This window comes from Streptomyces sp. NPDC005820 (assembly GCF_040630255.1).
Lineage (GTDB): Bacteria > Actinomycetota > Actinomycetes > Streptomycetales > Streptomycetaceae > Streptomyces.
The window spans coordinates 252,885-274,454 of the sequence record NZ_JBEXXE010000002.1 but is presented as its reverse complement, the minus strand read 5'-3'; the positions used below and the strand labels follow the sequence as shown (position 1 = coordinate 274,454).

At 72.4% G+C, this 21,570-nt stretch carries 21 protein-coding genes; 17 read left to right on the top strand and 4 right to left on the bottom strand.

From position 1 onward, the window contains the following. Positions 1 to 95 precede the first annotated feature (95 nt). Positions 96 to 1,523, top strand: a complete 1,428-nt coding sequence (locus tag ABZ464_RS03535; RefSeq protein ID WP_359270281.1) for a sensor histidine kinase — start codon at positions 96 to 98, stop codon at positions 1,521 to 1,523. Beyond that, positions 1,520 to 2,116: a response regulator transcription factor gene (locus tag ABZ464_RS03530; RefSeq protein ID WP_359270670.1), complete on the top strand. Its 597-nt coding sequence runs from the start codon at positions 1,520 to 1,522 to the stop codon at positions 2,114 to 2,116. The genes ABZ464_RS03535 and ABZ464_RS03530 overlap by 4 nt, the downstream gene beginning before the upstream one ends. Here ABZ464_RS03530 and ABZ464_RS03525 read toward each other — a convergent pair. Beyond that, on the bottom strand, positions 2,106 to 2,603 hold the full coding sequence (locus ABZ464_RS03525; protein ID WP_359270278.1) for a GNAT family N-acetyltransferase: 498 nt from the start codon (positions 2,601 to 2,603) through the stop codon (positions 2,106 to 2,108). The genes ABZ464_RS03530 and ABZ464_RS03525 overlap by 11 nt on opposite strands. A gap of 80 nt (positions 2,604 to 2,683) precedes the next feature. Here ABZ464_RS03525 and ABZ464_RS03520 point away from each other — a divergent pair, with 80 nt between their 5' ends. Next, positions 2,684 to 3,499 carry an exodeoxyribonuclease III gene (locus tag ABZ464_RS03520; RefSeq protein WP_359270277.1) on the top strand — a complete coding sequence of 272 codons (816 nt, stop codon included), beginning with the start codon at positions 2,684 to 2,686 and terminating at the stop codon, positions 3,497 to 3,499. Positions 3,500 to 3,690: 191 nt separating this feature from the next. Here ABZ464_RS03520 and ABZ464_RS03515 read toward each other — a convergent pair whose 3' ends face one another. Further along, positions 3,691 to 4,344, bottom strand: a complete 654-nt coding sequence (locus tag ABZ464_RS03515) for a MerR family transcriptional regulator (RefSeq protein ID WP_359270274.1) — start codon at positions 4,342 to 4,344, stop codon at positions 3,691 to 3,693. 161 nt (positions 4,345 to 4,505) lie between these two features. Here ABZ464_RS03515 and ABZ464_RS03510 point away from each other — a divergent pair, with 161 nt between their 5' ends. The 5 genes from ABZ464_RS03510 to ABZ464_RS03490 all read left to right on the top strand — a co-directional run bounded on the left by ABZ464_RS03510 (position 4,506) and on the right by ABZ464_RS03490 (position 9,527). After that, positions 4,506 to 6,056: an NAD(P)/FAD-dependent oxidoreductase gene (locus tag ABZ464_RS03510; RefSeq protein ID WP_359270272.1), complete on the top strand. Its 1,551-nt coding sequence runs from the start codon at positions 4,506 to 4,508 to the stop codon at positions 6,054 to 6,056. Then, positions 6,053 to 6,940, top strand: a complete 888-nt coding sequence (locus ABZ464_RS03505) for an alpha/beta hydrolase (RefSeq protein WP_359270270.1) — start codon at positions 6,053 to 6,055, stop codon at positions 6,938 to 6,940. Before ABZ464_RS03510 ends, ABZ464_RS03505 begins: the two co-directional genes overlap by 4 nt. Continuing rightward, complete coding sequence (locus tag ABZ464_RS03500) at positions 6,937 to 7,821, top strand: SDR family oxidoreductase (protein WP_359270268.1); 885 nt, start codon at positions 6,937 to 6,939, stop codon at positions 7,819 to 7,821. Before ABZ464_RS03505 ends, ABZ464_RS03500 begins: the two co-directional genes overlap by 4 nt. Positions 7,822 to 7,916: 95 nt before the next feature. Continuing rightward, complete coding sequence (locus ABZ464_RS03495; RefSeq protein WP_359270266.1) at positions 7,917 to 8,096, top strand: hypothetical protein; 180 nt, start codon at positions 7,917 to 7,919, stop codon at positions 8,094 to 8,096. A gap of 228 nt (positions 8,097 to 8,324) precedes the next feature. After that, positions 8,325 to 9,527 carry a glycosyltransferase gene (locus ABZ464_RS03490; RefSeq protein ID WP_359270264.1) on the top strand — a complete coding sequence of 401 codons (1,203 nt, stop codon included), beginning with the start codon at positions 8,325 to 8,327 and terminating at the stop codon, positions 9,525 to 9,527. A 167-nt stretch (positions 9,528 to 9,694) separates the two neighbouring features. Here the strand turns inward: ABZ464_RS03490 and ABZ464_RS03485 are convergent, their stop codons facing one another. Next, positions 9,695 to 12,940: a S41 family peptidase gene (locus ABZ464_RS03485; RefSeq protein ID WP_359270262.1), complete on the bottom strand. Its 3,246-nt coding sequence runs from the start codon at positions 12,938 to 12,940 to the stop codon at positions 9,695 to 9,697. Between the two features lie 218 nt (positions 12,941 to 13,158). Between ABZ464_RS03485 and ABZ464_RS03480 the strand changes: the two genes are divergently transcribed. From ABZ464_RS03480 to ABZ464_RS03465, 4 genes are all read left to right on the top strand, one after another. Beyond that, positions 13,159 to 13,764: a TetR/AcrR family transcriptional regulator gene (locus tag ABZ464_RS03480; RefSeq protein WP_359270260.1), complete on the top strand. Its 606-nt coding sequence runs from the start codon at positions 13,159 to 13,161 to the stop codon at positions 13,762 to 13,764. 182 nt (positions 13,765 to 13,946) lie between these two features. Beyond that, positions 13,947 to 16,193: an MMPL family transporter gene (locus tag ABZ464_RS03475; RefSeq protein ID WP_359270258.1), complete on the top strand. Its 2,247-nt coding sequence runs from the start codon at positions 13,947 to 13,949 to the stop codon at positions 16,191 to 16,193. Between the two features lie 307 nt (positions 16,194 to 16,500). Beyond that, entirely contained in the window at positions 16,501 to 17,088 is a 588-nt protein-coding gene (locus tag ABZ464_RS03470; protein WP_359270256.1) for a lamin tail domain-containing protein, read from the top strand. A gap of 244 nt (positions 17,089 to 17,332) precedes the next feature. Continuing rightward, positions 17,333 to 17,998, top strand: coding sequence for a hypothetical protein (locus ABZ464_RS03465; protein WP_359270254.1), 666 nt, complete (start codon positions 17,333 to 17,335; stop codon positions 17,996 to 17,998). Between the two features lie 9 nt (positions 17,999 to 18,007). Here the strand turns inward: ABZ464_RS03465 and ABZ464_RS03460 are convergent, their stop codons facing one another. Next, complete coding sequence (locus tag ABZ464_RS03460) at positions 18,008 to 18,415, bottom strand: RidA family protein (RefSeq protein ID WP_359270252.1); 408 nt, start codon at positions 18,413 to 18,415, stop codon at positions 18,008 to 18,010. A gap of 112 nt (positions 18,416 to 18,527) precedes the next feature. Between ABZ464_RS03460 and ABZ464_RS03455 the strand changes: the two genes are divergently transcribed. The 5 genes from ABZ464_RS03455 to ABZ464_RS03435 all read left to right on the top strand — a co-directional run bounded on the left by ABZ464_RS03455 (position 18,528) and on the right by ABZ464_RS03435 (position 21,566). After that, positions 18,528 to 18,911 (top strand): helix-turn-helix domain-containing protein, encoded by a 384-nt coding sequence (locus ABZ464_RS03455; protein WP_359270667.1) that lies wholly within the window; start codon positions 18,528 to 18,530, stop codon positions 18,909 to 18,911. A 94-nt stretch (positions 18,912 to 19,005) separates the two neighbouring features. Beyond that, positions 19,006 to 19,500: a YbaK/EbsC family protein gene (locus ABZ464_RS03450; protein ID WP_359270250.1), complete on the top strand. Its 495-nt coding sequence runs from the start codon at positions 19,006 to 19,008 to the stop codon at positions 19,498 to 19,500. Then, positions 19,497 to 20,342, top strand: coding sequence for an EamA family transporter (locus ABZ464_RS03445; protein WP_359270247.1), 846 nt, complete (start codon positions 19,497 to 19,499; stop codon positions 20,340 to 20,342). The genes ABZ464_RS03450 and ABZ464_RS03445 overlap by 4 nt, the downstream gene beginning before the upstream one ends. 5 nt (positions 20,343 to 20,347) lie before the next feature. Then, positions 20,348 to 21,223, top strand: a complete 876-nt coding sequence (locus ABZ464_RS03440; RefSeq protein WP_359270245.1) for an arylamine N-acetyltransferase — start codon at positions 20,348 to 20,350, stop codon at positions 21,221 to 21,223. A gap of 67 nt (positions 21,224 to 21,290) precedes the next feature. After that, the gene (locus ABZ464_RS03435; RefSeq protein WP_359270242.1) at positions 21,291 to 21,566 is read left to right on the top strand and encodes a DUF1876 domain-containing protein; all 276 of its coding nucleotides are present in this window, start codon (positions 21,291 to 21,293) and stop codon (positions 21,564 to 21,566) included. Positions 21,567 to 21,570 lie beyond the last annotated feature (4 nt).

Here is a 21,570-nt window from a genome sequence, read left to right as displayed (position 1 = left end):
GCCAGGGACGAGAGTTGGGGTAGGGACAGCCCTACCCCCGGATCTCGGCCTGGAGGGATGGTCCGCCGGCAGGGCGCCCTTCTACGGTGACCCGTATGGACCCCCGACACCCCAGGAACGTCCGGCAGGCACTGACCCGCCCGCGCTATCTGCTCACGTCGTGGCCCTGGCGCGCCGCCGCCTATTTGCTGACCGGGGCGATGCTCGGGGCCGCCCTCCTGGTCGGGCTGGCGGCCTGGGTGACGGTCGGCGCGGTCCTCGCGATCGTGCTCGTGGGGCTGCCCCTGCTCGCGGCCACCGTCCTCGCCGGGCTGCCCGTGGCCGCGCTGGAGCGGCGCAGGCTGGGGTGGGTGGAGGAAAACCCGCGGACCTCCGTGCCCGCCCCGACCCCTCACATCGAACCCCCCGCCCCCGGTCTGCGCGTCTGGCTCGTGACCCGGTTGCGGGAGCGTGCCACCTGGCGCGCATTCGGCCACACCCTCCTCGCCGCCTGTCTCCTCTGGCCGGCCGAGGCGCTTCTGCTGCTCGTCGCGCTGGTCTCGCCGCTCGCGATGATCGCGACCCCGCTGCTGCTCGCCACGGTCGGCGGCGGGCGTGAGGTGAAGGTGCTGAAGGTGTGGACGGTCACCGGTCAGCCCACGGCGTTCGCCGCCGCCGCGCTCGGGGTGCTGCTGCTCGCGGCCGGGGCGTACGCCCTCGGCGTGGCCGCCGCGGCACGCGCCGCCCTGACGCGCCGTCTGGTCGCCCCGCCCGACGGCGGCACGCGCGCGAGGGTCGTCGAACTGACCCGCTCCCGTGCCCGACTGGTCGACGCCTTCGAGGCGGAACGGCGGCGGATCGAACGCGATCTGCACGACGGCGCCCAGCAACGCCTCGTCGCCCTCACCATGAGCCTCGGCCTGGCCCGGCTCGACGCCCCGCCCGGCGGCCCGCTCGCCGAACAGCTCACGCGCGCGTGCGAGGAAGCGGGCGCGGTCCTCGCCGAACTGCGCGAGCTGATCCACGGCATCCACCCCAAGGTGCTCGCCGACTACGGCCTGGAGGCCGCCGTCGCCGACGCCGCCGACCGTTCGCCGGTCCCCGTGGACGTCGGGTTCGTGTCGCCCCTGCCCCGGCTTCCGCAGGCGGTGGAGGCCGCCGCGTACTTCGTGGTCCGTGAGGCGCTCGCCAACGTCGCCCGGCACAGCGGGGCGGGGCGCGCCCGGGTCGAGGGGGAGTACGGCGACGGACGGCTCGTCCTGGAGGTGTCGGACGACGGCCGGGGCGGCGCGGACCCCGACCGGGGGAGCGGTCTCACCGGTCTCGCCGACCGGGTGTCAGTGCTCGATGGAAGACTGTCCGTGACCAGCCCGACAGGCGGACCGACCCTGCTGCGTGTGGAGATCCCTTGCGAGCCGACACCGAAGCCGACACCGAAGTCGACACCGAAGCCGACACGGAAGACGCCGCAGAAGGCGACACCGGAGGACGGACCCTCCGGGTCGTCCTCGCCGAGGACGGCGTCCTCCTCCGCGACGGCCTGACGGCCCTGCTCACCCGCTTCGGCCACGAGGTCGTCGCCGCGGTCGGCGACGCCCCCGCCCTCCTCGCCGCCGTCGCCGAGCACACCCCCGACGTGGTCGTCACCGACGTCCGTATGCCGCCCGGCTTCCAGGACGAGGGGCTGCACGCGGCGGTCCGGCTGCGCACCGAGCGCCCCGGCCTGCCCGTCCTCGTCCTCAGCCAGTACGTCCAGCGCGCCTACGCCGCCGAGCTCCTCGACTCCGGCGACGGCACCGGCGTCGGCTACCTCCTCAAGGACCGGGTCGGCCAGGTCGAGGAGTTCGTGACCGCCCTGCACGAGGTGGCGGCCGGCGGCACGGTCGTCGACCCGGAGGTCGTACGGCAGTTGCTGCGCCGCCGGCGCGATCCGCTGGCCCGGCTGACCCCGCGCGAGCGGGAGGTGCTGGCGCTGGTGGCCGAGGGCCGGTCCAACGGCGCGATAGCCAGGGCGCTCGTGGTCTCGGAGGCGGCCGTCGGCAAGCACATAGGCGGCATCCTCACGAAACTGGACCTGCCGCCGGCGGACGACACCCACCGCCGGGTGCTCGCGGTGCTGGCCTATCTCAGAGGCTGAGTTCTCCGGGGGCGAGCGGCTTGGCGAAGCACCGGCTCGACTCGTACGCGCGGTAGTAGCCGAACTTGGTGCACGGCGCGTACCCGCTGGAGGTGTACAGGGCGATGGCCTCCGGCTGCTCGGTGCCGGTCTCCAGGACCATCCGCACCCGGCCGGCCGCCCGCGCGTCCTCCTCCAGCGCGGTCAGCATCCGCCGCGCCAGCCCGCGCCCGCGCATCTCCCGGATCACGAACATCCGCTTCAGCTCGGCGTCCCCGTCCTCGTTGCCCTCGCCGTTTGTGTCCTGGCTGCGCCAGCCGCCGGTGGCCACGGGCCGGTCCACCTCGTCGTACGCGATGAGGTAGACCCCGCTCGGCGGTTCGAAGTGGGAGGGCTCCAGGACCGTGGCGTCGCCGCCGTCGCCGTAGCGCTCGTGGTACTCCGCCTGGACCTCGTCGTTGAGTGCGACGGCATCGGGGTGGTCGAAGGACACGCGGCGTATGTTCATGCTGCTCACAGTACGTCTATGCACAATCGGGTGGGATCTCATTTTCCGGGCCTCGTCCAGTGTGCCGGTATCGTGCCCGGGTGCTTACCGTGACCTCCGTCAATGTGAACGGTCTGCGTGCCGCCGCGAAGAAGGGCTTCGTGGAGTGGCTCGCGGACACCTCCGCCGATGTGCTGTGCCTGCAGGAGGTGCGCGCCGAGCCGGAGCAGCTGCCGGAGGCGGTCCGCGCGCCCGAGGGCTGGCATGTCACGCACGCCCCCGCCGCCGCCAAGGGCCGGGCCGGCGTCTCCCTCTACACGCGCCGTGAACCGGACGCCGTCCGGATCGGTTTCGGCTCGTCCGAGTTCGACGGCAGCGGCCGGTACGTCGAGGCCGATCTGCCCGGTGTGACGGTCGCCTCGCTCTACCTCCCCTCCGGCGAGGTCGGCACCGACCGCCAGGAGGAGAAGGTCCGCTTCATGGACGAGTTCCTCGCGCACCTCAAGGACCTGCGCGAGCGCGCCGCCGCCGACGGCCGCGAGGTCCTGGTCTGCGGCGACTGGAACATCGCCCACCAGCAGGCCGACCTGAAGAACTGGCGCTCCAACACCAAGAACTCCGGATTCCTCCCCGAGGAGCGCGCCTGGCTCACCCAGGTCCTCACCCCGCAGGACGGCGGCTATGTCGACGTCGTACGCGCCCTGCACCCGGACCTGGAGGGTCCGTACACGTGGTGGTCGTACCGGGGGCGGGCGTTCGACAACGACTCGGGATGGAGGATCGACCTCCATGTCTCCACACCCGGCCTCGCGGGCAGGGCCGTCAAGGGCGTCGTGGAGCGCGCCGCCACGCACGGCGAGCGCTGGTCGGACCACGCGCCCGTGACGGTGGTCTACGACCTGCGGCCCGCCGGCTAGGCCGTGTCCGCAAAGTCCCTCCCCCAGAGGGGGTACCCCCAGCCCCGCGACGCCCGGCACGCACTCTCGCCGCGCCGGGCGAAGCCCCAAGTACATCCAGTACGAGGGTCTCCGCCCGACACGCCGAGAGCACGCACCGGACGCCGCAGGGCCCGCCCTTCGGGCGGACGACGGGACTTTGCGGACACGGCCTAGGCCCCCTCGCCCTCCTTCCGCAGCCGTCGGTCCAGTGCCAGTGACAGCTCCGCCTCCACCACGCTCCGCGCCAGCGGTCGCAGGCGTGGCAGGTCGGACTCCGTCGCGTGGCGCAGGACCAGGGCGGTGAAGAGTTCCGCGAGGGCGTCGGCGTGTTCGCGGACGCGGGCGCCCGCCGCGAGGACCTCGGCGAGGGGGATGCCCTCGCGGACCAGGGCGGCGGAGACGTCCAGGAGGCGGCCGCTGATGTGCACGATCTCGTCGCCGTCGGTGCCGAGGTAGCCGAGTTCGAGGGCGGCGGCGAGGTTCTCGGGGGTGACCTGGCCCTCGAAGCGGGCGGCGAGTTCCTCGGGGGTGAGCCGGATGGGCTCCTCCTCGGTGGGGCCGCCGACGCCGATCAGGTCGGCCACGTCCCGCCCGTGGTCGAGGGCGTCGGCCAGCTCGGCGATGCCGGTCAGGGTGTGGCCGCGTTCCAGCAGGGCGGCGATCGTGCGCAGCCGGGCCAGGTGATGATCGTCGTACCAGGCGATACGGCCCTCGCGGCGGGGTGGCGCGAGCAGTTTGCGCTCACGGTAGAAGCGCAGGGTGCGCACTGTGATGCCGGCCTCCCTGGCCAGCTCCTCCGTCCGGTATTCGCGCGTGTCCGCCACGGCGGAAGCCTATGTCGTACCCGCAGTAACTTTCCCTTCCCCAGCCCCTACCGCTCGGTAGTGAGCTGCTCTACAGTCCGATTGCGCCAGTGTTCACTGGCGCGGTCGCGAGGAGTCGTGGCGTCGTCGCGCCGTGGCGTCGTACGGCAGGAGGTGTCGGCATGACCGAACAGGTGCGGGTGGCGGTGATCGGGTCCGGTTTCGGCGGGCTCGGGGCCGCGGTGCGACTGCGCCGCGAGGGGATCACCGACTTCGTCGTGCTGGAGCGCGCCGACAGCGTCGGCGGCACCTGGCGGGACAACAGTTACCCGGGGTGCGCCTGTGACGTGCCCTCCCACCTGTACTCCTTCTCCTTCGCACCCAACCCCGACTGGCCGCGCACCTTCTCCGGGCAGGAGCACATCCGCGCCTATCTGGAGCACGTCACGGACACCTTCGGCCTGCGGCCGCATCTGCGGTTCGGCTCCGAGGTCCGGCGGATGACCTGGGACGCGCAGGAGCTGCGCTGGGACATCGAGACGAGCGGCGGCCGGTACGTCGCCGACGTCGTCGTCTCCGCGACCGGGCCGCTGTCCGACCCGAAGGTCCCGGACGTCCCCGGCCTCGACACCTTCCCCGGCAAGGTCTTCCACTCCGCCCGCTGGGACCACGACCACGACCTCACCGGCAAGCGGGTCGCCGTGGTCGGCACGGGCGCCTCCGCGATCCAGATCGTGCCGGCCGTCCAGCCGGTCGTCTCCCGGCTGACCCTGTTCCAGCGCACCCCGCCATGGGTGATGCCGCGCGTCGACCGGGCCGTCAGCGGCGCCGAACGCGCACTGCACCGGGCCGTGCCGGTCACCACCCGGATGCGGCGCGGACTGCTGTGGGGCATCCGTGAGCTGCAGGTCCAGGCGTTCACCAAGCACCCGAACGAGCTCGGATTCGTCGAGCGGCTCGCCGCGCTCAATCTGGCCCGCGCGATCAAGGACCCGGTCCTGCGCGCCAAGCTCACCCCCGACTACCGCATCGGCTGCAAGCGGATCCTGCTGTCGAGCACCTACTATCCGGCCCTCGCGCAGCCGAACGTGGACGTCGTCGCGAGCGGGCTGAGCGAGATCCGCGGCTCCACGCTGGTGGCGGCCGACGGCAGCGAGGCAGAGGCCGATGTGATCGTCTTCGGTACGGGGTTCCACGTCACCGACATGCCGATCGCCGAGCGGGTGGTGGGCGCCGACGGGCGGACCCTCGCGGAGAGCTGGAAGGACGGGATGGCCGCCCTGCGCGGCGCGTCCGCGGCCGGCTTCCCCAACTGGCTGTCGATCATCGGCCCCAACACCGGTCTCGGGAACTCCTCGATGATCCTGATGATCGAGTCCCAGCTGAACTACATGGCCGACTATCTGCGGCAGCTGCACGTCCTCGGCCGGCGCGTCGCCCTCGACGCCCGGCCCGGCGCGGTCGACGCGTGGAACGCGCGCGTGCAGGACCGTATGAAGAGGACCGTGTGGAACACCGGCGGCTGCACCAGCTGGTACCTCGACGCGAGCGGCCGCAACACCACCATCTGGCCGGGCACGACCAGCGAGTTCCGGCGCGCGACCCGGCGGGTGGAGCTCGCGGAGTACGAGGTCCTGCGGGCGCCCGCCGACCAGCGCGCGGCCGTCCGCACGGAGGACGACCAGCGCGCGGCCGTCCGCACAAAGGATGACAAGAGCGAGGTCACCGCATGAGCACGAGCACGACCCCCGCCCGCGACCTCACCGCCCTCTCCGCCGACGGCACCCGGCTGCACGTCGAGGTCCACGGCCCCGAGGACGCGCCCGCCGTCGTCCTCGCGCACGGCTGGACCTGCTCCACCGCCTTCTGGGCGGCCCAGATCGGGGACCTCGCCGCCGACCACCGGGTCATCGCCTACGACCAGCGCGGGCACGGCCGCACCCCGCCGTCCCCGGTGTGCAGCACGGACGCGCTCGCCGACGACCTGGAAGCGGTGCTCGCCGCGACCCTCGCGCCCGGTGAGCGGGCGGTGATCGCCGGGCACTCGATGGGCGCCATGACCGTGCTGGCCGCCGCCGCGCGCCCCCGGATGCGGGAGCACGCCGCCGCCGTCCTGCTGTGCAGCACGGGCGCCTCGCGGCTGGTCGCCGAGTCCACCGTCGTACCGCTGCGTCCGGGCCGGCTGCGGACCTGGCTGACCGGGCGGGTCCTCGGCACGCGGGCGCCCCTCGGGCCGGTCACGCCGGTCGCCAAGGCGATCCTCAAGTACGCCACGATGGGCGCCGGTTCGGCCCCGCACCTGGTGGAGACGTGCGCGCGGATCGTGCACGCCTGCCCGCGCACGGTGCGGCACGCCTGGTCGCGGGTGCTGAGCGCGCTCGACCTCGACCACGCCGTACGGGAGTTGCGGGTGCCGACGGCCGTCGTGGTCGGCACCGGGGACCGGCTGACCCCGCCGGTGCACGCCCACCGGATCGCGGCGGCGCTGCCGCACTCCCTGGGGGTGACGGAGCTGCCCGGGCTCGGCCACATGACGCCGGTCGAGGCGCCCGAGCTGGTCACCGGCAGGATCCGGGAACTCGTCCGCACGTACACGCAGTTGAAGGAGGGCGCATGAGCAGGGTCGGTCTCGAGGGGCGGGTCGCCGTCGTCACCGGTGCCGCGCGGGGGGTCGGTGAGCTGCTCGCCCGCAAGCTCTCCGCGCGCGGGGCGAAGGTCGCGCTGGTGGGGCTGGAGCCGGACGCGCTCAAGGAGGTCTCGCAGCGGCTGCACGGCGACAGCGACCACTGGTACGCCGACGTCACCGACCAGGAGGCGATGACCCGGGTCGCGGCCGAGGTGAAGGAACGCTTCGGCAAGGTGGACGTCGTGGTCGCCAACGCCGGTGTGGCGTCCGGCGGGCCGTTCGTCGACTCCGACCCGGAGGCCTGGCGCCGGGTCATCGAGGTCAACCTCATCGGCTCGGCGGTCACCGCCCGCGCCTTCCTGCCGGCGCTGCTGGAGAGCCGGGGCTATCTGCTCCAGATCGCCTCCCTCGCCGCGCTCACCCCCGCGCCGATGATGACCGCGTACTGCGCGTCCAAGTCCGGGGTGGAGGCGTACGCGCACAGCCTGCGCGCCGAGGTCGGTCACCGGGGCGTGCGGGTCGGCGTGGGCTATCTGTCCTGGACCGACACCGACATGGTGCGCGGGGCCGATCAGGAGGAGGTCATGCGGGAGTTGCGGCAGCGGCTGCCGTGGCCGGCGAACAAGACGTATCCGCTCGGCCCGGCGGTGGACCGGATCGTCGCCGGCATAGAGCGGCGGTCGTCCCATGTGTACGGGCAGTGGTGGCTGCGCGGGATGCAGGGCGTACGAGGGGGTCTCCCGGGGATCATCGGGACCGTCGGGCAGCGGGAGATGAAGCGGTTCGCGCCCAGGTTGCAGGGGATGCGGACGGGGCTGGTGGGGGCCGGGGGCGCGGCCGACGAGGCGGCGCGTGCTACGCACCGTAGTTGATCGAAATGCGTGCGTTGTCCTCCCGTGTGAATCTGGTCGAGGCCCCACCACGGGGCTTCGACCCTCCCCTCATCTCCCTACAGGAGTGAACCCACATGGGTATGAAGGACAAGATGCAGGACCAGTCCCAGCAGTGGCAGCAGCAGGCCAAGCAGAAGGCCCAGCAGGCCAAGGAGCAGGTCCAGCAGCGTGGCCGGCGCCGTGAGACGGACCCGGAGACGGAGCGCACGCAGCGCGAGGAAGAGGACCGGCTCAACCAGGACTACGACGCGTAGTCGCTGCGCTGGGCTTCGGCCGTGAACGTGGGGTGCCCTTCCCTTTTCGGGGAGGGCACCCTGCGTTTTGGGCGTTCGGGGCTTGTCGCGCAGTTCCCCGCGCCCCCAAAGGCACGAAACCTCTGCCGTGATCAACGTATAGCGCGGTGGGGGGCTTGCCGCAAGGGCCCCCTGGGCGCGCAGAATCGCCGGGTCAGGTGTGGTGTCTGCGGGAACGGGAGTCGCGTGGTGCGCGTGTTGTTGTCGACCTACGGGTCGCGTGGGGATGCCGAACCGGTGGTGGCGCTCGCGGTGCGGTTACGGGAGCTCGGGGCGCAGGTGCGGGTGTGTGCGCCGCCGGACGAGGTGTTCGTCCGGATGCTCGAACGGGCCGGTGTGGAGCTGGTGCCGATCGGCAGGCCGATGGGGGTCATGACGGCGCCGTCGACGGAATCGGCGGCCTCCCGGCGCGTGGCCGAACTGGCCGCGCAGTACGACACGGTCGTCGCGGCGGCCGAGGGATGCGATGTCCTGCTGGCGACCGGACTCGCGCACTTCTCCTCGCGGTCGGCGGCCGAGAAGCTCGGTATCCCGTACGTGTACGCGACCTTCTGCCCGTTTCTGCTGCGGTCGCCGCACCAGGCGCCGCCCGCGCTGCTGCCGGGACAGTCGTTTCCGCCGGAGGTGACGGACAACCGGGTGCTGTGGGATCTGAACGCCCGGACCTTCAACACGCTGCACGGCGGTGCGCTCAACGCCCACCGGGCCTCGGTCGGTCTGCCGCCGGTCGACGACGTCCACCGCTTCATCTTCACCGACCGGCCGTGGCTGGCCACCGACCCGGTCCTGGGCCCGTGGCGGCAGACCCCGGAGCTCGACGTCGTGCACACCGGCGCGTGGATCCTGCCGGACGAACGCCCGCCGGCGGACGACCTGCTGGCGTTCCTGGACGCGGGCGCACCCCCGGTGTTCGTCGGCTACGGCAGTATGCGCGGCGTCTCGGCGGACATCGCCCGGGTGTCCATCGAGGTGATCCGCAGGCACGGCCGCCGCGTGCTCGTCGGCCGCGGCTGGGCCGAACTGGCCGCGATCGACGACCAGGACGACTGTTTCGTCGTGGGCGAGGTCAATCAGCAGGCGCTGTTCGGCCGCGTGGCCGCCGTCGTGCACCACGGCGGCGCGGGCACCACGACGACGGCCGCGCGGGCCGGCGCGCCCCAGGTGGTGGTGCCGCAGGCGGCGGACCAGCCGTACTGGGCGGGCCGGGTGGCCGCCCTCGGCATCGGCGCGGCACACGACGGCCCGGAGCCCACCGCCGAGTCCCTCGCGGCCGCCCTGGGCACGGCCCTCGCCACCGACACCGGTGCACGGGCGAGGACCGTGGCCGCCGGCATCCGCACCGACGGGGCGGCCGTGGCGGCGAAACTGCTGCTCGACACCGCGGGCCGCTAGGCCCCGGAGTCGCGGAGCTGCCGAGCCGCGGAGCTGCCGAGCCGGTGAGCTGCCGAGCTGCCGGACCACGGCGACGAGCCGCAAGTCGCAAGCCGCCAAGCCACGAGTCGCAGGCCACGAGACGCCGAGCCGCCCATCCGTCATCCGCAAGTCGTACCCCCCGAGCCTCACGCGCGTGGAGGGAGTTTCGGGCGGGAGCGGTTCGGTACGGCGGTGTAGTCCGGTGGGGACGCCGGGGGGTTGGTGTCGAGGAGGTCCAGGGCCAGGCGGACCGCGTCGTCGAGTTGGGCGTAGCGGCCCTCCGCCCAGTCCAGGGGGGTGCGGAGGATCTCGAGGTCGGGGAGGACGCCGCGGTTCTCGACGGTCCAGCCGTAGGCGTCGAACCAGGCCGCGTTCATGGGGACGGTGATGACCGTGCCGTCGCCGAGCTGGTGGCGGCCGGTCATGCCGACGACTCCGCCCCAGGTGCGCTGCCCCACCACCGGGCCCAGCTTCAGCAGTTTGAACGCGGCGGTGATCATGTCGCCGTCCGAGGAGGTCGCCTCGTCGGCGAGGGCCACCACCGGGCCGCGGGGGGCGTTCGAGGCGTACGACACCGGCTGGGCGTTGCGGGTGAGGTCCCAGCCGAGGATCGTGCGGGTCAGCTTCTCCACGACCAGCTCGCTGATGTGGCCGCCCGCGTTGCCGCGCACGTCCACGATGAGCGCGGGCCGGGACACCTCCATGCGCAGGTCGCGGTTGAACTGGGCCCAGCCGGAGCCGCCCATGTCGGGGATGTGGAGGTAGCCGCACCGGCCGCCGCTCAGCTCCCGCACCACCTCGCGCCGTTTGGCGACCCAGTCCTGGTAGCGCAGGGGGCGCTCGTCGATGAGCGGGACCACGGCCACGCGCCGTGCGCGCCCCGCGGTGCCCTCCGCCGGGGTGAACGTGAGCTCCACCGTCGTACCGCCCGCCCCCGCCAGGAGGGGGTACGGCCCCTGGAGCGGATCCACCGGCCGGCCGTCGACGTGCGTCAGCACCGCGCCCTCGCGGATGCCGGTGCCCGCGAGCGGTGAGCGGGCCTTGGAGTCGGAGGAGTCGCCGGCGAGGATGCGCTTGACGGTCCAGCCGCCGTCGCGCCGTACGAGGTTGGCGCCCAGCAGGCCCTGCCGGCGCTGGTAGTGCGGCGGCCCCTCGTTGCGGCGGGCGGCGGTGACGTAGGCGTGCGAGGTGCCGAGTTCGCCGAGGACCTCGCGGAGCAGGTCGGCGAACTCGTCGGGGGAGGCGACCCGTTCGACGAGCGGGCGGTACTGGTCGAGCACCGCGTCCCAGTCGATGCCGCACATCCCCGGGTCCCAGAAGTAGGCGCGGATGAGCCGGCCCGCCTCCTCGTACGACTGCCGCCATTCGGCGCCGGGGTCCACCTCGTGCAGGATGCGGCGTACGTCGATCCAGACGGTGGTGTCGAGGTCGCCGGACTCGCTCGACGGCACGGCCCGCAGATCGCCCTCGTCGACCACGACGAGCCGGGAGCCGTCCCCGCTGACGGCGAACCAGTCGAGATGGCCGACGAGTTCGGACTTCTTGGCCTTGCCGATGGTGAAGTACTCCAGCGTGGGCCGGCCGCTCATGTCGTCCGGGTTGGCGAAGGTCTCGCCGAGCGCGCCCGAGATCGGCCAGCGCAGCCAGACCAGTCCGCCGCCCGCGACCGGGTGCAGCGAGGAGTACTTGGAGGCGGGGACGGGGAACGGGGTGACCCGGCTCTCCAGCCCCTCGACCTCCACGGTCACGGTCCCGTCGCCGCCCTCGTCCTCCTCCACCGGGTCCAGGCCCCCGGCGGCCGGCCGGCCCTCCGGGTTCAGCGCGAAGGGGGACGGGGTGGCGGAGGACAGCGGGACGAGGTAGGGGCGGCAGCCGAGCGGGAAGGACAGGTCGCCGGTGTGGACGTCGTACACCGGGTCGAAGCCGCGCCAGGAGAGGAAGGCGAGATAGCGGCCGTCGCGGGTGAAGACGGGGTTCTCGTCCTCGAAGCGGCCGTTGGTGACGTCGACGATCAGCCGTTCGCCCTGCCCCACGCCCGGGATCCGGGCCATCTTGATCTGCCGCAGCGAGCGGCCGATGCCCGGATGCGACCAGGTGAGCCAGGTCCCGTCGGGGGAGAAGGCGAGGTCGCGGACGGGCCCGTTGACGGACGTGATCAACTCGGTGACCTCGCCGTTGGAATCCTCGGTCGCGTCGATCAGCAGGAGCCGACCGTCGTGCGCGGCGATCGCGAGGCGTTCGCCGTCCGGGTCCGACACCAGCTCCAGGACCCGGCCCAGCTCCCCGGAGGCCAGCCGGCGCGGCTCGCGGTCGCCGCTCGCGCGCGGGAGGTAGGCGATCTCGACGGCGTCCTCGCCCTCGGCGTCGGTGACGTAGGCGACCTGCCCGCCCGAGCCGAGCATCTCCGGGAGCCGTACCCGTACGCCGGGCGTGTCGGTGATCGTACGGGCGGGTCCGTCCCGGTGGGTCAGCCAGTACAGGCTGCCGCGGACGACGACCGCGCTCGCCCGTCCGGTCTCGTCGACGGACAGGCCGTCCACGTGCTGGGCGGCCGGGATCTGGTACCGGCGCCGTCCCGCGCGCGGACCGCCCAGCCGTACGTCGATCCGGCGTGGCCCGGAGCCGGCGGCGAGGTCGTCGACGAGCCACAGGTCGCCGGCGCACTGGTACACCACGCGCGTGCCGTCGGTGGCGGCGTGGCGGGCGTAGAAGGCGTCGTGGTCGGTGTGCCGACGCAGGTCGGAGCCGTCGTGGGCACAGGAGTAGAGGTTGCCGACGCCCTCGTGGTCGGAGAGGAAGGCGATCCGGCCACCGACGAAGAGGGGGGAGTGGAGGTGGCCGTCGAGGTCCTCCAGGAGGCGCTGTCCGTGCAGCCACAGGCGGCCCATGGCGCCGCCCCGGTAGCGCTTCCAGGAGGCGGGCTCGTGCGGGGGCGTGCCGGTCAGCAGCAGCGTCATGTGCTCGCCGTCGAGGTCGGCGACCTGGATGTCGGAGACGGGGCCCCAGGGCAGTTTGCTGCCGGGGGAGCCGTCGGCGGGGACCTTGTAGGCCCAGGTGAAGTAGGAGAAGGGTTCACCGTGGGAGGCGACGGCGAGGATGTCGCCCTCCGGGGTCCAGCCGCAGACCTGGGTGTCGGGGCTGCCCCAGTAGGTCAGCCGCCGTCCCGGTCCGCCGTCCACCGGCACCAGGTGGATCTCGGGGACGAGACTTCGCCAGCTCGTGTACGCGATGAGGCGTCCGTCGGGGGAGAAGCGGGGGTGTCCGGCCTTCGTGCGGTCGACGGTGAGCCGCCAGGCGCGGTCCGGACTGTCCAGCCGGGTCAGCCAGAGGTCGTCCTCGGCCACGAAGCACAGGAGGTCACCGCTGAGATGGGGCAGGTGCAGATAGCTCACCTCCCCATGCTTTTCCGGCGAAACGGGCCGGGCAACTTCTCGGCTTCCGCGGCCCGTGCTTATCCGCTCTTCACGGACGTGAGTCAGCACACGTACGAAACGGTTTCGTTTCGCTGGTGTGAGGGGTATCTTCTTGGGTGTAAGCGATGGACGTACGCGATGGGCGTACGAGACGGATGTACGAGACCCCTGGGTGACGGAGCCGAAAGGTGAGCGGGATGACCGAGACCGCAACCGCGCGTCGCAGTCGGATCACACCCGAGCGCGAGGCCGAGCTGTACGGCGCCGTGCTCGATCTGCTCCGCGAGGTCGGCTACGACGCCCTGACCATGGACGCCGTCGCCGCCCGCACCCGCTCCAGCAAGGCCACGCTCTACCGCCAGTGGGGCGGCAAGGCCGAGCTGGTGGCGAAGGCGGTCCGGCACAACAAGCCGGGCGGCGTCGGGCTCGCCGCGATCGACACCGGGTCGCTCAGAGGTGACCTGCACGCCCTCACGAGGCGCTCGGACGACTGCGAGATGGAGCAGAGCTCCGCGCTGATGCGAGGGCTGGCCATGGCGATCCACGGCAACCCGGACCTCCTGGGCGCGTTCCGGGAGCATCTCATCGAACCCGAGATGGCGGAGTTCCGCACCGTGCTGCAGCGGGCGGTCGACCGGGGCGAGGTCCGCCCGGACAACCCGGCGATCGAGTTCGTGATGCACATGATGATCGGCGGGTTCGCCGCCCGCACGATGATCGACGAGATGCCGCCGACCCAGTCCTTCCTCCTCGCGTACATCGACGCCGTGGTCCTCCCCGCTCTCGGCGTGCCCACCTCCTGATCGACCCCCGATCGACCCCTGATCATTCCCCGATCGCACACCACCGCCTGACGTCACCGCTCACGTCGTCGGGACGATCACACCTGCCTCCCCGCCGGTGCGGTCACCCCTGCCCTCGGGCCCGTGCCGGAACCCCGGTGCCGGGCGCCCATACCCCACGACCTGACCGGGAGTACGCCTCCGTGGCCACGTTCCTCTACAAACTCGGCCGGTTCTCGTTCCGGCGGCGGCATTTCGTCGCCCTGCTCTGGATCGCCCTGCTGACGCTCGCCGGCGTCGGCGCCGCCTCCGCGCCCGCCGCCGGCTCCTCCTCCTTCTCGATCCCCGGCGTCGAGGCCCAGAAGGCCTTCGACCTGCTGGAACAGCGCTTCCCCGGCTCCAGCGCCGACGGCGCCACCGCGCGGGTCGTCTTCAAGGCGCCCGACGGGGAGAAGATGACCGACGCCGCCCACAAGGCGACCGTCGAGAAGACCGTCAAGGAGCTGGGCGACGGCTCCGAGGTCACCTCCGTCACCGACCCCTACACGACCAACGCCGTCAGCAAGGACGGCACGGTCGCGTACGCCTCCGTGCGGTACGAGGTCTCCTCCGTCGAGCTGAAGGACTCCTCCAAGGAAGCGCTGGAGACCACCGCCGACAAGGCCAGGGACGCCGGGCTGACCGTCGAGATGGGCGGTGACGCCCTCCAGGCCGAACCCGATCAGGCCGCCACCGGTGAGATCATCGGCCTGGCCCTCGCCGCGGTGGTCCTCGTCGTCACCCTGGGCTCGCTCGTCGCCGCCGGACTCCCGCTGCTGACCGCGATCATCGGCGTCGGCATCGGCGTCTCCACCATCACCGCGCTCGCCAGCGCGCTCGACCTCGGCGACACCACCTCCACCCTCGCCCTGATGATCGGCCTCGCCGTCGGCATCGACTACGCGCTGTTCATCGTCTCCCGCTACCGCGTCGAACTCGCCGAGGGCCGCAGCCGCGAGGAAGCGGTAGGCCGCGCCACCGGCACCGCCGGCTCGGCGGTCGTCTTCGCCGGCCTCACCGTCGTCATCGCCCTCGCCGGACTCTCCGTCGTCGGCGTCCCGATGCTGACCAAGATGGGGCTCGCGGCGGCTGGCACGGTCGTCGTCTCCGTCCTCATCGCCCTCACCATGATCCCGGCGCTGCTCGGCTACGCGGGCCGCAAGGTCAAGCCGGCCGGCCAGAAGGGCAAGCGGTTCGGCCGCCGTACCACCGAGGACACGGCCGAGGACACGGCCGCGGCCGCGGCCGCGAAGCCCAACATGGGCGCCCGCTGGGCCAGCTTCGTCGTCCGCCGTCCCGTCGCCGTCCTCCTGCTCGGCGTGGTGGGCCTCGGTGCGATCGCCCTCCCCGCCACCCAGCTGGAGCTGGGCCTGCCCGACGACGGCTCGCAGTCGACGTCCACCACCCAGCGCCGCGCCTACGACCTGCTCTCCGAAGGCTTCGGGCCCGGCTTCAACGGCCCCCTCATGGTCGTCGTGGACGCCAAGGACAGCGCCGACCCCCAGGCCGCGGCCACCGCGGTGAGCGACGAGGTCAAGGGCCTCAAGGACGTCGTCACCGTCACCCCCGCCACCTTCAACAAGGCCGGCGACACCGCGATGATCACGGTGATCCCGGACTCCAAGCCGTCCTCGACCGACACCGAGGACCTGGTGCACGCCATCCGTGACGCCGGCACCGGGGTGACCGCCGACACGGACGCCGAGGTGCTGGTCACCGGCGCCACCGCCATGAACATCGACTTCTCGCAGAAGCTCACGGACGCCCTGATCCCGTACCTGGCGCTGGTGGTGGGCCTGGCCTTCCTCCTGCTGATCGTGGTCTTCCGCTCGATCCTGGTCCCGCTGAAGGCTGCCCTCGGCTTCCTGCTCAGCGTGCTGGCCGCGCTCGGCGCCGTCGTCGCGGTCTTCCAGTGGGGCTGGCTGGCGAGCCTGATCGGCGTCGAGGAGACCGGCCCGATCATGTCGATGATGCCGATCTTCATGGTCGGCGTGGTCTTCGGCCTGGCCATGGACTACGAGGTGTTCCTCGTGACCCGGATGCGCGAGGCCTACGTCCACGGCGAGAGCCCGAGCCAGGCCGTGGTCACCGGCTTCAAGTACAGCGCCCGGGTGGTCGCCGCCGCCGCGGTCATCATGATGGCCGTGTTCGCCGGCTTCATCGGCTCCGGCGAGTCCATGATCAAGATGATCGGCTTCGGCCTCGCGATCGCCGTCTTCTTCGACGCGTTCGTCGTCCGCATGGCCATCGTCCCCGCGGTCCTCGCCCTGCTCGGCAAGAAGGCCTGGTGGCTGCCGAAGTGGCTGGACCGCGCCCTGCCCAACGTGGACGTCGAGGGCGAGGGGCTGCGCACCCCGGCCGACGCCAAGGACGCCGACCCCGACGAGGACAGGGAGCTCGTACGGGCGTGATCCGACCGCTCGTGTGAAGACCGCCGGTGAGGGTTCCGTGGGGACGGGGCGCCCTCACCGGCTTTTTGTTCGCCTCGCCCGTTGTGACCCACTTTCGGGTGACGGACGGTCGCCGGCAGGGCTCGGAGGGTAGATCTGACAACGACTCAGAGCCTTCAGTACATAGATGGACATAGAAGGTTACTGTCACTGAAATATGGATGATTCGTAACGTGAGGCGTCAATCGGATGCTTGCGGGACGTGTGGTGGTCAAGTGTGGGTTCTGCGGCCGATGCGGTCGTAACTCGCACAAAACTAGGAGACCTTGTGTCCTCTTCCGTTGTTTCCGCCCGCCGTCTGGCTGCCGCCACCCTCGCGGCCGCCGCCGTCGTCGGCGCCGTGGCGCTCCCGGCGTCCGCCGCCGGCTACCCCCGCGCCGAGCGGCCCAAGGTGGAGATCAGCGCCGTCCAGTACGACTCCCCGGGCCGTGACGACCGCTCCAACCGCTCCCTGAACAAGGAGTGGGTCGAGCTCACCAACACCACCCGCCACGCGGTCAACCTGGAGGGGTGGACGCTGACGAACCGGGACGGCGACACCTACACGTTCGACAACTACCGCCTGGCCCCCCGCGCCACCGTCCGGATTCACACCGGTGAGGGCCGCGACACCCGCACCGACTTGTTCCAGGACCGCCGCCGCGAGGTGCTGGACGACCGCGCCGACACGATCACCCTGCGCAACGACCGCAACCGCTTCGTCGACGACGAGTCCTGGGGCGGCCGGCGTCACGGCGGCTGGGACCGCCACCACGGCGGCGACCGCCACGAGCACGGCGGCTGGGACCGCCACCACGGCGGCGACCGCCACGAGCACGGCGGCTGGGACCGTCACGACCGCGGCGACCGCCACTGATCCACCCGACGGCGGCGCGCCCGACCCCTACTGCCGGGGGCGGGCGCGCCGTCGTGCGTGCGACACAATGTTCTGCGTCGGCAGCTCGAACGCATGCCGGACGTGGCCCCGTTGCCCTTCGTGGAACTCCAGGTCACGCCGGGGGAGTCCCCGGACTTCGTCGAACAAGCGCTGGGGAGACCGTGAGTACGCCGGAACCGTCCGTCTCTCCCGTCGCCCGGGCCGGGTTCGTCGACGGCATCGGATGAGCACGCGCGTACGCATACACCGGGTCCGGCAGGGCGGTGCCGAGGTGCGGGTGATCCGGGCCGCGCCCGCCCCCGTACGGCTGGCCCTGCGGGACGACCGGCACTGGCTGTCGATGTACGCCGACCGGGAGGGCGCGGAGCGGCTCGTCGAGCTGTGGGCGCTGGCCGCGCGGTCCGCGCACTCGCTGGTGTATCTGCCGATCCGGGCCAACCCGGCGCCCGAGGGCGTGGCCGGCGACGGTGAACCGGTCGCGCTGGACCTGGTGCTGCTCCACCACAGCCTGCAGTTCCCCACCGGGTCCTGGAAGGAGGTCCGCGCGCGGCTCGGGGCCGGGAAGCCCCACACCGCCTCCACCCCGGAGCGGGACCTCCCCGACGAGACGGCCGTCGACCACGACCGGTGGCGCCACCAGGAGTACCGCGACCACCTCGACTTCCACATCGCGGCGCACACCCTGTTCGTCGTCGGCAGCTCCACCGCCTTCCGCGAACACGGCGCGGCCCTGCGCGGCCTCGTCGACGAGGCGCCCTCCCACCTGCACCGCCACCCCGCCGCGCACTACTGCGTCGAACTGGGCCCCGGCCCCTGGCCGCACGCGAGGACCCGGCGCCATGTACCGGGCCGTCTGCACGTCCAGTACTCCGCCACCTGGGGCGGGTAGGGGAATCCGTCAGTCGAGGATCGCCGTCGCCTCGATCTCCACCAGGTGCTCGGGGATGTGGAGGGCGGCGACGCCCAGCAGGGTGACCGGCGGGGTCGCCGTGACGCCGAGGCGGCCGGCCGCGCGGGTGACGCCCGCCATGAACGCCGGCATCTTGTCCGGGGTCCAGTCGACGACATGGACGGTCAGCCTGGTGACGTCGTCGAAGCCGGCGCCGACCCCGGCGAGCGCGGTGCCGACATTGACGTAGGCCTGTTCGACCTGCGCGGCGAGATCGCCCTCGCCGACCGTGACGCCCTCGGCGTCCCAGGCGACCTGTCCGGCGACGGAGACGAGCCGGGAGCCGGTCGCGACGGACACCTGGCTGTACGCGTCGGTGCTGGGCAGTCCGGTCGGATTCACGAGGGTGACGGGCATGGGGGCGCCTGCCTTCCGTAGGGGCGGTCGTGCTCTCTTGTGGTTACCGGGGAACCGTAGGAGAGTGAACGCTGACATGGAAGAACGCACTTTTCGGTGACTGGGGAACCTGCTGGTGACCAAGCAGTACACGGGCACGCCCGACGAACAGGCGGACCTGAGGAGGGCCGACTCGCTCGGCCGCGAGATCTTCTCGGACGTGGCCAACAAGTGGGCGCTGCTGATCATCGAGGCGCTCGGGGAACGCACCCTGCGGTTCAGCCCGTTGCGTGACGCGGTCGAGGGGGTCAGCCACAAGATGCTCACCCAGAACCTGCGCATGCTGGAGCGCAACGGCCTGGTGGTGCGGACCGTGTACCCGACCGTGCCGCCGCGCGTCGAGTACACCCTGACCGAGGCGGGGCGGGGACTGCGGGCCACGGTCGACGGGATGTGCGAGTGGACCCACCGCAACCTCGCCCATATCGAGCAGTCCCGCCGCCTCTTCGACGGCTGAACACACGGCTGAACACACGGCTGAGCAGACGGCTGAGCACCCACCCGCGTAACTCCGTCGCATGCCCCGTACAACGACCGCTAGCGTGCCGTGCATGACGACCACCACCGGTGCCCACCCCCGTTTCGCCGAGGCCCTCACCGAGCTGGGGCTCGACGAGCTGAACGCGCGCGTGCGCCGCTTCCCGGAGGCGACCCGCACCGCCGCCGAGGCGGCCGCCGCCATCGGGTGCGAGCTGAGCCAGATCTGCAAGTCGCTGATCTTCGCGGCGGACGGCGTGCCGGTGCTGGTGCTGATGGACGGCGCGTCCCGGGTCGACGTGGAGCGGGTGCGTGCGGAACTCGGCGCCGAGAAGGTGACGAGGGCCGACGCGGGCGTCGTCCGCGAGACCACCGGGTACGCCATCGGCGGCGTACCGCCCTTCGGGCACCGCACCCGCACCCGGGTCCTCGCCGATCGCGGTCTCCTCGCGCACGACGTCGTCTGGGCCGCCGCCGGCGATCCGCACGCCGTGTTCCCCATGGCCCCCGACACCCTCGTCGCCCGCTCGGCCGCCACCGTCGTGGACGTCCGCGAGCGCACCGCGTGACACCTCTGGTCACCGCCGCCGTGCTGCTGGCGGCGGTCACCCACGCCGGCTGGAACGCCATCGCGCACCGGATCACCGACAAGCTGGTCGGCTTCACGCTGATCGCGGGCGGCGGCATGCTCATCGGCCTCGCCCTCGCGCCGTTCGTCGCGTTCCCGGCGGCCGGGGCGTGGCCGTACCTGCTGTGCTCCGCCGTCATCCACATCGCCTACTACGCGCTGCTGATGCGGTCGTTCCGGCTCGGCGACTTCGGGCAGGCGTACCCCATCGCGCGCGGCACCGCGCCGCTCGTCGTCACCGTCCTCGCCGCCGTCTTCGCGCACGAGGTACCCGACGGCTGGGCCGCCGCCGGCATCGCGGTGTCCTGCGCGGGGCTGACCGGCGTCGCGCTGTGGGGGCTGCGCGGGAGGCGGCCGAACTGGTCGGCGATCGGCGCCGCGCTCGCCACCGGGCTGACCATCGCCGCGTACACGGTCGTCGACGGCCTCGGGGTGCGCGCCGCCGGTTCCTCCCTCGGGTACATCGCGTGGCTGATGGCCGTTCAGGGCGTGGTGATCCCGGCGTACGCCGTCATCCGCTGGCGCGGCGGGACCCTCGCCGTCCTGCGCCCCGACGCCCGAGTCGGCCTCCTCGGCTCCGCCCTGTCCGTCGCCGCGTACGCCCTCGTCCTGTGGGCCCAGACCCGCGCCGAACTGGCCCCGGTGGCAGCACTGCGCGAGTCGTCCATCATCGTCGGCGCCGCCATCGGCGCCCTCTTCTTCAAGGAGACCTTCGGCGCCCCGCGCATCGCCGCCGCCTGCCTGCTGGTCGTGGGCATCGGCCTGATGCTGCATGCCGGTTGACCGCCATGGACACCTCTGCCTTCGGCCGTTCTTCCCTCGGCCGTTCTTCCTTCAGCCGTTCTTCCCTGAGCCGCGACGACCTCGACGCCTACTGCGAGCGCATCGGCCACCCCGGTGTCCGCGAAGCCGATGCGGGCACCCTGCGCGCGTTGCACCACGCGCACGTGCACGCGTTCCCCTTCGAGAACCTGGACCCCGTACGCGGTGTCGTGCCCTCGCTGGCGCCCGCCGATCTGATGGCCAAGCTGGTGCGGGGCCGACGCGGGGGCTACTGCTTCGAGCAGAACACGCTGTTCGCGGAGGTGCTGGTGGCCCTCGGGTTCCGGGTGACCCGGCTCGCGGCGCGGGTCGTGCTGGGCGCGGCGCGGGCCGAGGACCGGCCGCTGACCCACATGGCGCTGCTCGTCGAGGCGCCGGGCGACCCGCGCCCCCAGCTCGCCGACGTCGGCTTCGGCGCCCCCGGCGCGCCGCTGGAGCCGGTCCCGACGGCCCCGGGCGAGCCCTCCGGCGCCGGGCGCCGCCACCGGCTCGTCCGGGTCCCGTCGGACGGGCCGCTGGAGCTGTGGTCGCTGGAGTTCCGTACGGAGGACGCCTGGCAGGCGCAGTACGTCTTCACCCTCGCGCCCTTCGCGCGGCCGGACTTCGAGGTCGCCAACTGGTACGTCGCCACGCATCCGCGCTCCCCGTTCCGCAGGCGTCCGCGTGTCCTGCGCCTCATCCCGGACGGCGGCCACCTCCTGCTGGACGGCCGCCGGCTCGTGCGGGCCGGCGCCGACGGCCGGGTCGTCGAGCGGGAGCTGACCGGGGAGGCGGAGGTGCGGCGGATCTGCGCGCAGGAGTTCGGCATCGACGTGCCCGAGGGGACGGTCCTGCCGGACTGAGTCCGCGTGGGTGCGGGCGCCGGTCCGGAGGAGCACCCTGGAAGCAGGAGTTCCGGAGGTGACCGACATGATGCACACCGCTGTGGGATGGCACGTCGAGCTGGAGTTCAAGGAGGACGATCAGCACACGAGCGCCGCCGCGCTGGTCCGCCTGCCCGACGGGACCGAGGTACGGTCCCACGGGCACGCCAGCCGTCACCGGGTCGACAGCAACCAGCCCCGGGTCGGCGAGGAGATAGCGGGCGCCCGCGCCCTCAACGAACTCGCCATGCAGTTGCTGACGAAGGCCCACGGGGAGATCGACGACGCGTCGGGGCGGACGTCTCATTCCATCAACATCTGAGGCG